This window comes from Amphibacillus sp. MSJ-3 (genome assembly GCF_018919165.1).
Lineage (GTDB): Bacteria > Bacillota > Bacilli > Bacillales > Amphibacillaceae > Amphibacillus.
On sequence record NZ_JAHLQM010000012.1, the window covers coordinates 24,093 to 39,869 of the forward strand.

General features: G+C 39.0%; 13 protein-coding genes and 1 pseudogene. 13 read left to right on the forward strand and 1 reads right to left on the reverse strand.

Going from position 1 to position 15,777, the window contains the following annotated elements:
• The first annotated feature begins 245 nt into the window (after window positions 1–245).
• The 13 genes from KQI76_RS12030 (at window position 246) to KQI76_RS05200 (ending at window position 14,541) form a co-directional block, all read left to right on the forward strand.
• Window positions 246–446: a plantaricin C family lantibiotic gene (locus KQI76_RS12030; RefSeq protein ID WP_371817655.1), complete on the forward strand. Its 201-nt coding sequence runs from the start codon at window positions 246–248 to the stop codon at window positions 444–446.
• A 237-nt stretch (window positions 447–683) separates the two neighbouring features.
• On the forward strand, window positions 684–3,653 hold the full coding sequence (locus KQI76_RS05145; RefSeq protein ID WP_216399247.1) for a type 2 lanthipeptide synthetase LanM family protein: 2,970 nt from the start codon (window positions 684–686) through the stop codon (window positions 3,651–3,653).
• A 29-nt stretch (window positions 3,654–3,682) separates the two neighbouring features.
• Entirely contained in the window at window positions 3,683–3,886 is a 204-nt protein-coding gene (locus KQI76_RS05150) for a class II lanthipeptide, LchA2/BrtA2 family (protein ID WP_216399248.1), read from the forward strand.
• Window positions 3,887–4,026: 140 nt separating this feature from the next.
• Window positions 4,027–7,119 carry a type 2 lanthipeptide synthetase LanM family protein gene (locus tag KQI76_RS05155; RefSeq protein ID WP_216399249.1) on the forward strand — a complete coding sequence of 1,031 codons (3,093 nt, stop codon included), beginning with the start codon at window positions 4,027–4,029 and terminating at the stop codon, window positions 7,117–7,119.
• Complete coding sequence (locus KQI76_RS05160; RefSeq protein ID WP_216399250.1) at window positions 7,116–9,266, forward strand: peptidase domain-containing ABC transporter; 2,151 nt, start codon at window positions 7,116–7,118, stop codon at window positions 9,264–9,266. The genes KQI76_RS05155 and KQI76_RS05160 overlap by 4 nt, the downstream gene beginning before the upstream one ends.
• A 127-nt stretch (window positions 9,267–9,393) precedes the next feature.
• The gene (locus KQI76_RS05165; RefSeq protein ID WP_216399251.1) at window positions 9,394–9,690 is read left to right on the forward strand and encodes a hypothetical protein; all 297 of its coding nucleotides are present in this window, start codon (window positions 9,394–9,396) and stop codon (window positions 9,688–9,690) included.
• Between the two features lie 18 nt (window positions 9,691–9,708).
• Complete coding sequence (locus tag KQI76_RS05170) at window positions 9,709–10,629, forward strand: ABC transporter ATP-binding protein (protein ID WP_216399252.1); 921 nt, start codon at window positions 9,709–9,711, stop codon at window positions 10,627–10,629.
• Window positions 10,629–11,333, forward strand: coding sequence for an ABC transporter permease (locus KQI76_RS05175; protein WP_256442917.1), 705 nt, complete (start codon window positions 10,629–10,631; stop codon window positions 11,331–11,333). The genes KQI76_RS05170 and KQI76_RS05175 overlap by 1 nt, the downstream gene beginning before the upstream one ends.
• 1 nt (window position 11,334) lies before the next feature.
• A complete protein-coding gene (locus tag KQI76_RS05180) occupies window positions 11,335–12,078 on the forward strand; it encodes an ABC transporter permease (protein WP_216399254.1) in 744 nt (247 codons plus the stop codon).
• A 27-nt stretch (window positions 12,079–12,105) separates the two neighbouring features.
• On the forward strand, window positions 12,106–12,330 hold the full coding sequence (locus tag KQI76_RS05185) for a helix-turn-helix transcriptional regulator (RefSeq protein WP_216399255.1): 225 nt from the start codon (window positions 12,106–12,108) through the stop codon (window positions 12,328–12,330).
• 17 nt (window positions 12,331–12,347) lie between these two features.
• Entirely contained in the window at window positions 12,348–13,073 is a 726-nt protein-coding gene (locus KQI76_RS05190; RefSeq protein ID WP_216399256.1) for an ABC transporter ATP-binding protein, read from the forward strand.
• A complete protein-coding gene (locus tag KQI76_RS05195) occupies window positions 13,070–13,783 on the forward strand; it encodes an ABC transporter permease (protein WP_216399257.1) in 714 nt (237 codons plus the stop codon). Before KQI76_RS05190 ends, KQI76_RS05195 begins: the two co-directional genes overlap by 4 nt.
• The gene (locus KQI76_RS05200; RefSeq protein ID WP_216399258.1) at window positions 13,783–14,541 is read left to right on the forward strand and encodes an ABC transporter permease; all 759 of its coding nucleotides are present in this window, start codon (window positions 13,783–13,785) and stop codon (window positions 14,539–14,541) included. Before KQI76_RS05195 ends, KQI76_RS05200 begins: the two co-directional genes overlap by 1 nt.
• 40 nt (window positions 14,542–14,581) lie before the next feature.
• On the opposite strand, the pseudogene KQI76_RS05205 reads toward KQI76_RS05200, so the two are convergent.
• Window positions 14,582–15,667 (reverse strand): annotated as a pseudogene (locus KQI76_RS05205) (nucleotide sugar dehydrogenase); the annotation flags it as partial.
• Window positions 15,668–15,777 lie beyond the last annotated feature (110 nt).

A 15,777-nucleotide genomic window follows, 5' to 3' on the forward strand; every position in this document is an offset into this window, starting at 1 on the left:
TCAAGTTGTTTACATAAATAATACTGAAATTTTACCTATTATCAATAGATTTTACAGCTTTCACGAAAAAGTACCTATAAATGAGCAAGAATAAATCATTCGACAAGAAAATCTGATAAAAACAGTAAAATAAGCACAGAATGATTTTATTTCTTAGAATTATTGAAATTCACTAAAAAAGTGTTTATGGTGGAATTAACACGAGCTTCCACTAAATTTTCAGTGAAAGGTGATAAAAAATGAACATGGTCGAAACTTGGAAAAACCCGCTTAGCCGTATGGAGCATCAAGTTGAGAGCCCAGTAGGTAATGTAATTGACGAATTATCGGACAGTGAGATGGAAATGATCGCTGGAGCTTGCAAATGGTACAACATTAGCTGCCGTTTAGGAAATAAAGGTGGCTGGTGCACATTAACAGTCGAATGCCAAAGAAGCTGTAACTAATACTCACTGTGGGGTCGATGATGATACATATCGATCCCACCCCCAAAAAAATATTGGAGGTGAAGAACAATAAGTATCCATCAAGCATTAATCATTTCTGAAAGACAGTCCCACCAAAATAAATATTTCATCAAAGATACAAAACTGTACCCCCAAAGAGTTTTATACTGGAGTCAATTTTTTCATAATAACCAAGCCTATTTAGAAAAGAGTATTCGCACTGTTTCGCAGGTAGATGTGAAAGACTTACCTTATTTGCAGGAAGATGAAGTTTTACATCATACGAAGGGCTTTGAATGGTTGGAAGATTGGAATATCCTGTTACAAGGTCAATGGGAAGAAATGCCATATGATCCGTTCGAACAAATTCATTTTAAACATTTTATTCAGCATTTTATTAAATTAGCCAAATACAAGTTGCACGTTTTACTGACGGACGTTCCTTCTCATCTCATCGACAAAGAAGCAATCGTTACCGAGTTGGTGAAAGAACTTTCCTTAGAGCTGTTTACAATGTGTGAGAAAACATTGGTTTTAGAACTAAATATATTAAGAGAAACAGGTCAATTAAAGGGAGAGTCGCCAGAAGAAAGATATGCCTACTTTGAAGAAGTCATATTGAAAAAACAGTCATTTTTAGCTGAATTAGGGGAAGAATATCCGGTTTTAATTCGTGCGATGATCGAGAGAATAAACCAATGGTGTCTGTTTGTTCAAGAGATTTTCGATCACTTTAACAACGACTGGGAATTCATATTAGAACATTTTCCGGAAATGAAACATGCGGGGAAAGTAAAGAAGTTTCATTTGGGGATGGGAGATACCCATCAACGGGGAAAAAGTGTGACAATTGTAGAATTCGAAAATGGTTCCTCTATTGTTTACAAGCCACGTTCCGTAGAAGTGGATCACCAATATCAAGAACTTTTACAATGGGTCAATACAACGAATGAATCTGCCCCATATTTATATCCGCTAAAAGTTATCCCAGTTGGCGATCACGGATGGATGGAGTATGTCCCTTATAAAACGTGCCAAACGATGGCAGAGATTGGGCGGTTCTATCAACGAATGGGTGCGCACTTAGCATTATTATATGTTTTAAATGCTACTGATTTTCATTATGGGAATATTATTGCTATGGGAGAATACCCGATTCTCATTGATTTGGAGTCATTATTCCACCAAGATATATTTGATGGTACATATGGGGAGGAAGCGCTCGGTCAAGCTGAAAAGTTGTTGTCTGAATCCATCATGGCATCCGGAATGTTGCCGAATAAGCTTTATCAGCGCGAAGAAAATGCTGGTATAGATTTAAGCGGATTAGGTGGTCAAGGAAATCAGCAGCTGCCTTTTGAAATTGCGCAAATGGACCATGTTGGAACCGATCAAGTGACGATAAAAATGGGGGCAGCCTATTTGGAAAGCGGGCTTAATTTACCGACCTATAAGGGAGAATTTGTCAATCTGCACGAATACTTCAAAGAGATTGAGAGCGGGTTTATCCAAGTGTATCAATTTTTAGCGTCGCATAAAAAAGAGCTTATCCAGCAGTTGCAAAAGTTTAAGGATGTGAAGGTTCGGACGATTGTGAGACCGACGAATATTTACGGAGAATTTCTTCGCAGTATGTACCATCCAGATCTATTAAGAGATGCTTTGGATCGCGATGTTTTCTTACATAGACTATGGATAAGAAGTTTGGCTCTACCGAAGATTGAAAGATTAATCGCGTATGAAAAGAATGATTTACATTTAGGTGATGTACCGCTATTTACATCCAAACCTGGTGAGAAAGATCTGTGGAGTTCTGGTGGGGAAAAAATAAGCGATTTCTTTCAAAATACGGCGTTAGAGACTGTCATAAAGAAAGTAGAACGATTAGGCGACCAAGATTTATATGAACAGTTACAAGTTCTGCATATGGTCATGCTTGCATCCAATGCCAATCATTATGCTGATGTAGAAGCAATGGATCCGTTTCTACCTACAGACAATAAAGTGGAAAAAATGCAATTTTTACAACAGGCTATAGATATCGGGAATTACTTAATTAAAACAAAAATCGAGGGTGAGAATAAAGGTAAAAAAGATGCAACTTGGATTAGTACAGTGTTAGAAGGTACCAATGAAGTTGCATGGCAAATATCACCTGTTGGTTTGGATTTTTATAACGGTAATAGCGGGATCGTATTATTCCTCGCCTATCTGGCTGAATTGTCAGGAGAAGAGAAGTTTAAATTGGTTGCACAACAGGGTCTGGTCCCGATCTTGCATGACATGAAGAATTTTAAGGACCATTCGGATTGGAGTTTAGGTGCTTATAGTGGGGTCGGGGGCAATATATTCACGACTTTTCAACTTGCTACATTGTGGCAGGATGAAGAACTTTTGGAAGTAGTGATGGAGGCACTGCCCGGATACCAAGCGATGATCAAGGAAGATAACATATTTGACTATATCGGTGGGGCAGCAGGTGCTTTAGATATTTTTCTTCATATTTATAAACAGACAGCACATCCACTAGCATTAGAAGGTGCGCTTCTCTCAGGAAAGCATTTGATGGCCAACACTGTAAAGTTGAACGCTGGTGGGATCGGCTGGAAGTCGATTCAGCAACAGACTCCTTTAACAGGGTATTCACATGGGAATGCTGGGATATCGGCCGCGTTGTCAGCACTTTATAACATAACTGGCGAAGACTCGATCTTAACGTACATAGCGCAAGCACTGGAATATGAAAGAACATTTTATAGGGAAGCGGAGCGGAATTGGATGACTCCTCAGAGAGAAGAGGCGTCGATTGCTTGGTGTCATGGCGCACCAGGAATACTCCTATCCAGATTAAGATTGAAAGAAAATGGTTACCAAGACGATCAGATTGACCAAGAAATCGAAGTAGCTTTAGATACAACGCTACGTCTTGGCTTTGGGAATAATCGGTCTTATTGCCATGGGGATTTTGGACAGCTGGAAATATTGCTTTATGCAGACAAGCTGTTACAAAATGTGGATTTGAATCCTTCTATTACAAGCGTACAGAAACAAATTTTAGAATTAATGAAAGAAAAGATGTGGAATTATGGGGTTTCAAGAGGAACAGAATCAAAAGGATTATTAACCGGTTTAGCTGGATTTGGTTTCGGTCTATTAAAACAGTTTGATCGGGAACGCGTACCAAATATTTTAAATCTAGAAAATTAACATATATTCCTTGAAAGGGGGTGAAATCAATGAGTAACCGTGAATTAGCTGCAAAGTACCGTAATCCAAATGAAAGAGAAAATCTTGATTTTGAAAATCCGGTAGGCACTGTAGATGAAGAAGAATTGAAAGCTCTTGCTGGGGCAAGAATTCCAATCACACCTTCATCATGGGTATGTGGTTTTGTTACAGCTGCATTATGCCCGACAACTGCTTGCACAAGTGATTGCTAATGCTGAATGGAAAAAGTCATGACAGGGAGAAGTGTGGAAGCTCGTTCCTGTCATGCTCTTTTCACATTCAACAAGATACCTATTTATAGTATACCCTATATGTTTGCTAATTATACATGATAATGGAGGAAATATAAAGTATGGATTCTGCATTGCGCGAAATGTTCAACCGTGCCGCGTACTTACATGAAAGATCCGTTGACAGGACTTCAGTCGATCAATCAGCAGTAAAAGAAGAAATTGAAAAATGGGAAGACATTGTTTCATCTGCATTTTTTGCTGATCGTCTTAAACAAGATCATATGACGAAAGAAAAACTAGAATCTTTAGTAAGTGAGAAGGATGCTCCTTCTCTTAAAAAAGAATTACCGTGGTTAGTCAAACTGGAACATATGTTAAGCATCTATGAACCAGGTGAAATAGATGTTACATCTTTTCAGGCGATTATTGATCCTTTTATTTATTATGCGAAAAAGACACTCCAAAAACATATGGATCCTATACCTGAAGACATCATCAGAAAGCAGTCAGTTATTGCCTCCATTGCGGAAGCATTGTATCTCAAATTACATAAATTTATTTTAAAATCCGTTATATTGGAAGTAAATATTGCTAGAAAGATCGGGATGCTAGAGGGGGAAACAAGTTCGGAACGTTTTCAGTATTTTATGCGCCAATTCATGGAAAAAGAATCTCTACGAATGGAGTTTTTCTCTAATTATCCTGTTCTTGCCCGGCTTTTGGTAGAGGGTACGTTAAATAGTATCCAAATGACAACAGAGATTATCTCACGGTTTACAGATGATAGAGAGAGTATCAAAACATTGATAAATGGCCGTGTTCATCCGTTGAAACAATTAAAAATCGGAATCGGAGATACCCATCAAAATGGAAGAGCGGTATCCATTTTATTATTTGAGGATGGGAATTCGGTAGTCTATAAACCACGGTCCCTGGCTGTAGATGAATGCTTTCAGTCAGTCATATCCTGGATCAATCAAACAGGAAAAGTTCGTCACCCGTTAGCCGTAGCAAAAGTGATCAATCAAGGTACATATGGCTGGCAAGAATTTATCCCTTATAAAGAATGTAACAAAGAAGAGGAAGTAAGCCATTTCTATTATCGGCAAGGTGCGTATACGGCCCTTTTTTATGTATTAGGGTCTTCGGACTTTCATGCGGAAAATATTATAGCAAGTGGAGAGTACCCTATACCGGTAGACTTAGAAACATTGTTTAGCAAAAATTTAGAAATGAGTAATCATGTAAAAGAACAAAACCAATTAACGGCAGAATTGAATAATTCGGTTTATGCCTCTCTCATGCTTCCTACACCAGTCTTTGAGAACTCTTTTATTGATTTTGATTTAAGTGCGATTGGAGCCGGAGGGAATCAGCAGTCGAAAAAAGTGAAGTCAAGAAAAGTAGTAAATGAAGGAACCGATGAAATGCGTCTATCAAAGGAATATGCCACATTAGGTACTTATCAAAATAGACCATCGTACAACGGAAAAGTGTATGACACGGAAAAATATGAAGGTGACATCCAAGCAGGATTCCGCGATATGTACATGTTATTTCTTTACCATAAGCAAGCATTCCTTCAAGAAGATGGACCATTATCTACTTTTAAACACGCACCGATTCGGCAAGTTTTTCGCCCGACCCATGTCTATGCAGAATTCCTACAAAATAGTTTACATCCTGATTATTTATTCAATGGGTTAAGCCGTGTCCAGCTTTTTGATTACTTATGGCAAATTACTAGTATGACCGATCAATTTGAACAGCTAGTCAGGTTGGAAACGAAGGACTTGCTTCGCCATGATGTTCCGTACTTTTATTTTATATTTGACAGCACTTCAATTTATGATAGTGATGGCAATTGTATCGAGCATTTCTTTGATGAAACAGGATTAGAAACAGTCAGACGTCGTATTCAAAGCTTAAATATCCATGATTACAAAAAACAATCCCAATATTTACGCTGGTCACTTGCTTCTATGAGAAAAGATGTATGGCGTGCGGACGGAGTGAAGCAGGAGCCATCAGAGAAATTATCCCTCTCATGGATGGACGAAGCGATTCGTCTCGGAGAAATACTTTCTGACAGAGCGATTGTAGAAACAGATGGCAACGAAGTCAATTGGATCGGATTACATTTAAATGAAGACAACGGGGTAAGCGTAGGAGTGAAAAGCATTGACTTGTATGACGGTTTATTAGGTTATGCTTTGTTTTTCGCTCATTTGGCAAAAGAAACCAATATAGAAAAATATGAAGAACGAAGCCGGATGACGATGGCAACGGTGATGCAAAAAGCTGGTGAAAAACCATCTAATCAATCAATTTCAGCGTTTAGCGGAGAAGGGTCATACCTATATGGTCTCGTGCATCTAGGATTGCTTTGGAAGGATTCTTCTCTCATCGACCGAGCAAGTCAGCGTGTTGATGGTTTGTATGACTTGGTGGATCAAGAAGAAACGCTCGATTTTGTAGGTGGATTAGCTGGGTTTATTGTTGCTTGTCTGCACATATTTGAAAGCACGAAACGGGGGGAATTTTTACAGATTGCCGAATATGCTGGTGAGGCACTCTACCGTAACATGCAACATATACCTTTACATGGAGCCACATTATTAACTGGGCTTTCTCATGGTGCTGCTGGAATCGCTTGGGCGTTTGCTCGTTTAGGAACGGCCTTAAATAAAGATCCGTATCTCGAGCAGGCGGAAAAATTGATCCATTACGAGAACAGTCATTTCCAACCGAACACGAATAATTGGAAGGATTTGCGCACAAACAAAGCGGAAAATGGAAATTACTTCTGGTGTCACGGTGCGCCTGGAATCGTGCTTTCAAGATTACATGCAGTGGGACTAGAGGAGGGTACGATTGAGAAAAATTTACGGGTAGCATTACAAACGACAACCGAGCATGGCATGACGGACAGTCATAGCTTATGCCATGGATCTTTAGGAAATATAGATATTTTATTGCATGCGGCCAAGGTACTGCAAAATGACCAACTATATGAAACGGCACTGGAAATGGGAGAGGAAGTGCTTCAACAACAAAAGCAAGCTGGATGGGAGTTTGGACTAGGTCCTGGAATTGAAATGGACGGATTTATGTTAGGCAGAGCAGGAATTGGTTATGCTTTATTGAGGTTGTGGAATACCAATATTCCATCCGTATTAGCCTTGGAATTGCCAGGAGAGGAAAGGATATGAAAAACATAGATAAGCATTTCGCGACGAGAAGACGGGTGCCCTTTATCGAACAAATGCAGCAAACCGAGTGCGGGCTTTGCTGCATGGCGATGATCGTTGCCTATTACAAGAGTCACATATCTCTATATGAACTGCGCGAGCGGATGGGAAATGGTAGAGATGGAACGACTTTGCTCCATCTTAAACAAATGGCCGAACAATTAGGGTTCGACACGAAATCATACAGAGCGAATGCGGAATCTTTACACCAGATGAAGTTACCTGCCATTTTATATTGGAATGAAAACCATTTTGTCATTTTAGAGAAAGTGACTCCGAAACATTTTATAATTGTTGACCCGGGTTCAGGCCGCCAAAAAATGACGAAAGAGGAATTTAGTAAAAGTTTCTCCGGGTATTTACTTACGCTTACTCCGAATGAAAACTTTAAAATACGTAAAGGAAAAAGTGTTTGGAGATCTTTTTCACATTTAGTCACTTCCAGGTCTAAGATTTTTTTTACCATTTTGTTTCTCACGTTTCTACTGCAATTGTTTACGGTTTTAATGCCTATCTTAATTCAATATGTCATCGATGTGGTTATTGTACCGGAAAACAGCAGTATGTTGGATATTTTCCTATTAGGAATTGTCGGACTCGTTGTATTTCATACGCTTTTTACCTATTTACGCGGGCGAATATTGATTACCCTTTATAATGAACTGGATTATGATATGCAAACGAATTTCTTTAAACATATTTTAAAATTACCGTACCAGTTCTTCCTTTTACGCTCATTTGGTGATTTATTGTTTCGAGCCGGGAGCATGAAAGTAGTCAGGGATCAATTGGCGAATCAATTGGTTCGAGGAATATTGGATATAGCCATTTTAGCAGTCATTTTATTATATATGGTGATCCAGTCGCCGCTTATGGGACTCATTGTTTCTGTCATTTCCTTAACGAATATCTTCATCATAGGTATGAGTAGAAAGTATTTATCCGAAATAAATCAAAAAGAAATTTTAGCGCATGCAGAAGTGCAAGGAGCGCAAACAGAAATGTTATATGGGATCTTTGGCGTCAAAACGTCTGGTGTGGAAAAAACAACCTACCACCAATGGTTAGATCAATTCAAATCCTTACTTTCTGCCTATCGAAACAAAGAAACGATTTTAAATTATATTAATACGGCTAGTAGCACGTTGCAAATTAGTGCACCGCTAATCATTTTATGGGTCGGGGCCTATCAAGTATCTGCAGGTAATATTACGCTCGGGGTTTTAGTTGGTTTTCACGCTATATCCAATCAGTTCTTTATATTAAGCAGAAGTGTTGTGGATACGATTAACTCCTTTATTTTAACTTCTGGTTATTTGAAGCGCATTGAAGATGTGCTGGATGCACCGGAAGAAGAGAACGAGACAAAGCCAAAGATGAAGCTCGAAGGCAATATACGCTTGGAGAATGTAGCATTTTCCTATACAAAATATAGTCCAAACGTAATTGATGGTGTTTCTCTCGATGTGAAAAAAGGACAGAAAGTGGCCATCGTTGGAAAATCCGGATCAGGTAAATCTACTTTAGGAAACATTATCATTGGTCTCTTTAAGCCTAAAACCGGGAATGTGTATTACGATGGGAAATCGGTTCACGACTTGGATTTGCAACATTTACGACAGCAAATTGGTACCGTTCCGCAAGACGTAACGTTATTTAATCGAAGTATCTATGAAAATATTACTTTGCACAACCAAAATGCTTCCCCGGAACAAGTTGTCCAAGTAGCGAAAGTTGCACAAATTCACGACGAAATTATGGATATGCCGATGCAGTACAACACAATGGTTTCCGAAATGGGAATGAACTTATCCGGCGGGCAAAGGCAAAGAATTGCCCTTGCGAAAGCATTGTTAGGAAATCCTGCTGTTTTGCTTCTTGATGAAGCAACAAGCTCGTTAGATCATTTAAATGAAGGGAAAATTGATGAGTATTTATCCAGTATTAATTGTACGCGGATCGTAATTGCGCATCGACTAACGACTATTATGAATAGTGATCTGATCGTTGTCATTGAGAATGGAAAAATTGTGGAGACGGGTACGCATCACGAATTAATGAAAAAGTCCAAGTTCTATAACAATTATTATAGTGAAATGATTTCATAACTGCTTTTATTAGCAGTTCCTTTTTTTGAATATAAAGAAACTTCACCCAAAAAAGTAAAAAAAACTTTACTTTTAGTAAAGTTAACTGTACAATAAAGATAACAAATTAGAAAGTAGGTGGAGTGAAATGGAAGTATTTGCTGAGTATGGGAATGCAATTGGTGGATTGGTTGTCGTGATCTGTTTAGTTGCTTTCTTAATTTCATCTAAAATACTCGGAACAGATGAACGGGCGGATGCCATTTTTTCCAGAACATATAAGCTGATGTTTACCATCCTAGCGATTCTTATTCTTGGAAGCATCTTCTTCGGAATAGGAAGTAGTGTATCAGGAAAAACATATCAAAACTTGATCGTCATCATGTTTGCGATTAGTTTCTTAATCGGTAATATTTATCTCCTTATTTTATCGAAAAAATATTAATGAAAGGCAGGCTGCGATATGTCTAAGGAGAAGTTCATAGTAGAGACGAAAGATTTGACGAAAGCATACAGAAGAAATAATGTTGTAGAAAGTTTGGATTTAAAAATAAAAGAAGGAGAAATATATGGATTTTTAGGTCCGAATGGAGCTGGAAAGACAACAACGATTCGAATGTTGCTCGGACTGATTGAATCAACAAAGGGAGAAATCCAAATCCTTGGTAAATCGTTAAAAGAAGATCGACTATCTATTTTGCGAGAGGTGGGATCATTAGTCGAATCTCCATCCTATTATCCGCATTTGACCGGGGAGCAAAATCTGGAAATATTGAGGAAAATATTAAACGTTCCGAAATCGAGGATTGAGCAAGTGTTGAGCATGGTTCGCTTAACAAAAGTAGCAGATAAAAAGGTGAAAGAGTATTCTCTTGGGATGAAACAACGTTTAGGAATTGCAGCCGCCTTACTTGGGAATCCGCGTCTGCTTATTTTGGATGAACCAACGAATGGACTCGATCCAGCTGGAATTATTGAAATCAGAAAATTGATAAAGCAACTGCCAGAAAGTCATGGTATTACGGTGATGATCTCTTCTCATTTGCTTTCTGAGATAGAGGAGCTGGCGACGCATGTTGGTATTATTACGAGAGGGAAGATGATTTTCCAAGATTCGCTGGATCAATTGAAGAAGAAAGCAAATCATAAAATTTTTCTATATACGAGCGACCTAGATAAAACAGAGCAAGTATTACGAGAGGAAAAAGAGAATGTATCCCGGAATACAAAAGGGATTTTTATTGATTACTGTAACGATGATAAAATTTGGAGTCTAGTAGAGAAGTTGATTGAACAAAATATCCGGGTGTACCGCATCGTGGAAGAAAAAGTATCGTTGGAAAAAATATTTTTAGATTTAACCAGGAGCGGTCAGACGTTATGATGCTAACCTTATTAAAAACCGAATTTCAAAAGATGAAGAAAAGAATATGGTTCCTTGTTATTCTGGTACCTGTGGTAGCGGTTATGCTTCAAGTAGTTAATTACACCGTTCGATATGACTATTTAATTTCTCGAGAACCGGATCAATGGCATTTTTTAGTGGTGAATGTGCACTCTTTCTGGCCTCCATTGCTCATTTTGGAAATAACCCTGCTCGTTTCGCTGATCGCAAGTTTAGAACATCAGACGATGATGTGGCGTAAATTAATTTCCTTGCCAGTAAGAACCAACTATTTATATTATTCTAAACTTATCGTTATTTGTTTACTCACTCTTCTATCCAGTATGATTTTAGTTGGGGGTACGTATGGTCTTGGGTGGTATCTCGGATTTGGTTCCGATATTCCGCATGGTGACATATGGTCGATGGTTTTTTACACATTATTAGCAGCGCTCCCCTTTATTTTTATCCAATTTTGGTTTTCTGTAAAATATGTCAACCAGGGAGTAGCGCTTACAGTTGGAATAGCTAGTGCGGTCTTTATGATGTATGCACATGATCTACCAAATTGGTTGCCGTGGAAATGGCCGTTATTAGTAGAAGGATTTGTGAATGGAATCGATTATGCTTTGTATGGATTAGCCTTCGGTGTGCTTGGATGGATCATTTCCACTGCCTTACTGACTAGAAGGGAGATGGATTAACGTGTTTCTTCGGCTGTTTCAAGCGGAATGGATGAAATTGAATGGCTCGAAAGTTTGGTTGCTTATTTTCGCAAGTCCCATCTTATCGGCGATTATCGGGTTTTTACCTATTTTTCCTTTAACAGAAGCCGATGAATGGCTCATATTAAGTACACAGATGATCATCGCTCACAGTGCGCTATTTTTGCCGTTATTAACCGGTTTGTTTGCAGCACTTTTATGCAGTTTTGAACATGGACACGGTGGTTGGAAGCAATTGCTTGCATTACCTGTGAAAAAGCTGCAATTGTACGGCGTAAAGTTTATCATCATCATGATCCTTTTAGCCTTTACGCAATGTTTGTTTATTTTGTCGGTATTAGTCGTTGGGACACTGAAAGGGTTTTATTCCCCCTTCCCATTGGAAAGTCTATTGTACAGTGCTTTTATGGGCTGGTTAGCCTGCCTTCCTTTAGCGGCATTGCAATATTGGCTGGCAACGATGTTCACTAGTTTCGCGGGTCCTAGTGTCGTCAATGTATTACTGACTTTTCCAGCGATGATTATAGCCAATTCCCAAGTTTTCGGTCCATTATATCCGTGGGCCCATCCTGTGTTAGCAATGACACAAGCATTTTCCGCATCGTTAGGCGGTGAAGCTGGGTTCTTGGAAAGCAGTTCCCTATTTTATGTTACGTTAATTTGTAGCTTTATCATCTTTACAGTCATCGGTATGGTATATTTTCAGCGAAAACAATGGAATTAAAAATGATGAAGTGGAGAAATCGTAGAAATGAAAAAAAAGAGTAATGGCACGTTGATAAATAGAATGCCAGAGTTAAGAGCGAGGGAAAAGTTGACACAACAAGATTTGGCGAAGCGTGTCGGAGTTTCCAGGCAAACGATTATATCGATTGAAAAAGTGCGATATACGCCTTCTTTAACCCTGGCATTTGAAATAGCACAAGCTTTAAATTGCGAAATAACGGAAGTATTTCAATATAAAAAAGAGGAATAGGAAGAAAGGGTGATTTCATGGCGATCCGTACAAAAGGATTAACGAAACACTTTAAACTATCCAAAGTCATCAACGATGTCGATTTACATGTTCCCGAAGGAGTTATTTATGGTTTGTTAGGTCCGAATGGGGCAGGAAAAACGACATTCATGCGTTTAATATTAGGGTTAATCAAGCCAAGCAGTGGCGAAATACAAATTTTTAAGCAAAGCATGCCAAAGGAAAGAGTATCTATCTTAGAGCAAGTTGGAGCAATGATAGGAAAACCGGCTTATTATGAGCATCTGACCGGATATGAAAATTTGAAAGTGATCGGAGCATTGCATGGGATAACGGATCCCGATCAAATAAAATGGGCGCTCGAACATGTTGGGTTGGAAAGAGAAGAGCGGAAGAAAGTGAAATTCTACTCCCTCGGAATGAAACAACGCTTAGGCATTGCAAGCGCCATCTTGCATCGACCAAAGCTGTTGTTATTAGATGAACCGACGAACGGTTTGGATCCGGAAGGCAAACTGGAAATACTGTATTTGCTCAAAGACATGTGCCAAAAAGAGGGGGTCACGATTTTTCTCTCTAGCCATCTCATTCATGAAATTGAGCAAATTGCGAGCCACATAGGAATCATTTGGAATGGAGAATTACTTTTCCAAGGACGAAAAGAAAACTTGCTTTTAGGGGAGCAGGAGACGTTGGAAGCAGCTTATTTAAATATCATACAATCTAAGAAGGTACCGGTATGATCACGATTTTAAAAGTAGAGTGGGTCAAACAGAAAAAATGGCTGATTCTGTTTCCTCTTCTCCTAGGGCCTATTCTTATCTTTCTATTTATGTTTGTTATGAACGAGTATAATCTCCAAAATGGGCGCCCCTTTACGCAATCCTTGCATATTCTTCAGGAATTTTTACTGCTGACCAATAGTTATCTAGTCTTAATCGTGATCGTCATGTTTTCCTCTTTCATAGTCGATATCGAACATCAATCGCTTATGTGGGGCAGATTGTTGATCACACCATTTCAAAAGTGGAAGTTTTTTCTAGCAAAAGTCATCTATGTTTTTATTCTCGTTCAACTTTTCGGGTTGCTTACTTGGTTAGCTGTTAGTAGCTTAGGACTCCTATATGGGGATGGCTATTTATGGGACTTCTTTTTACCATCTTTATACTTGCCATTTTTGTTTTCTTTACCGTACATCATCGTACAAACACTCTTTGCAATGATTTTTGACAATGCTTATGTATCCATCTGTATTGGTTTAGGCGTGCTTTTAATTCATCAGGCGTTGCCATTTTACTTTTTACCATGGAGCAGTATGAATCCGACTTTGTTCGTATTAACGGAAAACGATTTCTTTCTCCTGGTGCACGTCGTCATCCTAACGATTGGATATGGGATTGGAAGTGTCTTTGTATATCATCGCCAAACTTTTTCTTTGGGGGGCTTGAATTAATGCAATATAAAAAGATTGTATTTTCAGAATGGTTGAAAATTAGGAAATCAAAATTATGGCTGTTTTTAATATCCCTTGTCGGACTACCCGTTGGATACGGAGTATATATACAAACACAGGTTGTGATGGGGATCTATCAATATGAGGAAGAAAATACGTGGTTAATGTTATTAATGATGGTTTTGCTTTTTTATGGGACGATTTTTTTACCAAATATCGTGTCATTGATTACTGGAACATTAGTGAATTTCGAAAAACAGGCGAATGACTGGGGGCATCTTTTCTTAGCTCCGATTAAAAGAGGAGATCTTTATGTTGGAAAATGGGTGTGGATGTGTTTATTAGTTGTAGCTACGCAAGTGTTCATGATTGGAGCCATCATCGCTTCCGGTAATGTGTTCCAATTTCAGCATGACCTACCTATCCTTCTCTTTATCGGGGTGTTTATATTAGGTAGCTTAGGGGCAATTAGTTTAGGGAGCTTTTTATTTTATTTGTTCTTACGGATTCCATCCAATCGAACGGTTTTTACTATCAACCTACTATGTAGTATTCCAGTGTTTTTCATATTCTCTAACGCAACAAATTCGATGTTACCTTATTTTTACCCATGGGCACTGCCGGTTATTGGGATGACCTATGCATCATCAAGTAATGCTCATTTAATCGTCTATATATTTTTTTGTGTCGCCCTTACCGCCGTATTTTCCATATTGAGCAAAAGACATTTGAAGCAGTTCGAGGGTGTACCAAGTTAGGTAAAAACAATCTCTGCCAGCGAGGCAGAGATTGTTTTAATTATAAACTCCAATAATGGTATCCTTTTTCTTCGCTTGCTTTGCGGTCGTATTTGCTTTTAATGTCGATGAGTACTTTTTTGTTTTCATCTTTATACCATTCATTAAATGTATCAAGGTCGTATTTTTCCAGGAATACGTTATGCGGAACAGCGATGACGATGCAGTCGAGATCGCGTAAATCTTCTTCTCTGACAAGTTCGATTCCAAATTCACGGTACACATTTTCCGCTTCAGCAATTGGGTCGTGGACGAGCACGTCGACACCATATTCTTTTAGTTCATCAATAATATCGATAATTTTCGTATTGCGGACATCACCGACATTTTCTTTAAATGTAAGGCCTAAAATAGCCACTTTTGCGCCGTCAACATTTTGTCTTGCTTTGATCATCTTTTTGACGATTTCTCCGGCGACATAACCCCCCATATCATCGTTGATCTTTCTGCCCGCAAGAATGATTTGCGAATGATAGCCGAGCTGTTCCGCTTTGTACGTGAAATAATATGGATCGACACCGATACAGTGGCCACCGACGAGCCCTGGAGTGAAGTTTAAAAAGTTCCATTTCGTACCAGCAGCTTCGAGTACTGCTTTTGTATCAATATCCATTCGGTTAAACACCATCGATAATTCGTTCATGAAAGCAATATTAATATCGCGTTGTGAGTTTTCGATTACTTTCGCCGCTTCCGCAACCTTAATCGATTCTGCTTCATGAATACCTGCTTCAATAATGGAACCATATACAGCGGCGATCTCCTGTAATGCCTCCTCATCAGAACCAGAGACGACTTTCGTAATTTTCGTCAAAGTGTTTACTTTATCGCCTGGGTTGATACGCTCTGGGGAGTAGCCGACTTTGAAATCGTCGTTGAGTTTAAAGCCGGACGCTTCTTCTAAAATCGGAATGCAGATTTCCTCGGTCGTGCCAGGATAAACAGTAGATTCATAAATGACGATTGCTCCTTTTGTTAATTGCTCACCGACCGTTCTGCTCGCGGACGTAACAGGGGCGAGATCCGGTGTTTTATCCTGGTTAATCGGTGTTGGCACCGCAACGATATGAAATTTGCAGTCTTTTAAATGTTTGTGTCAAGCTTTTCTCGGTACCCTACTCACACCACTATTTCTGGCACTCTACTTTTGTACACTTTTCTGGCTACCGCGCGATGACCATCGCTTGGTGGCCTGTC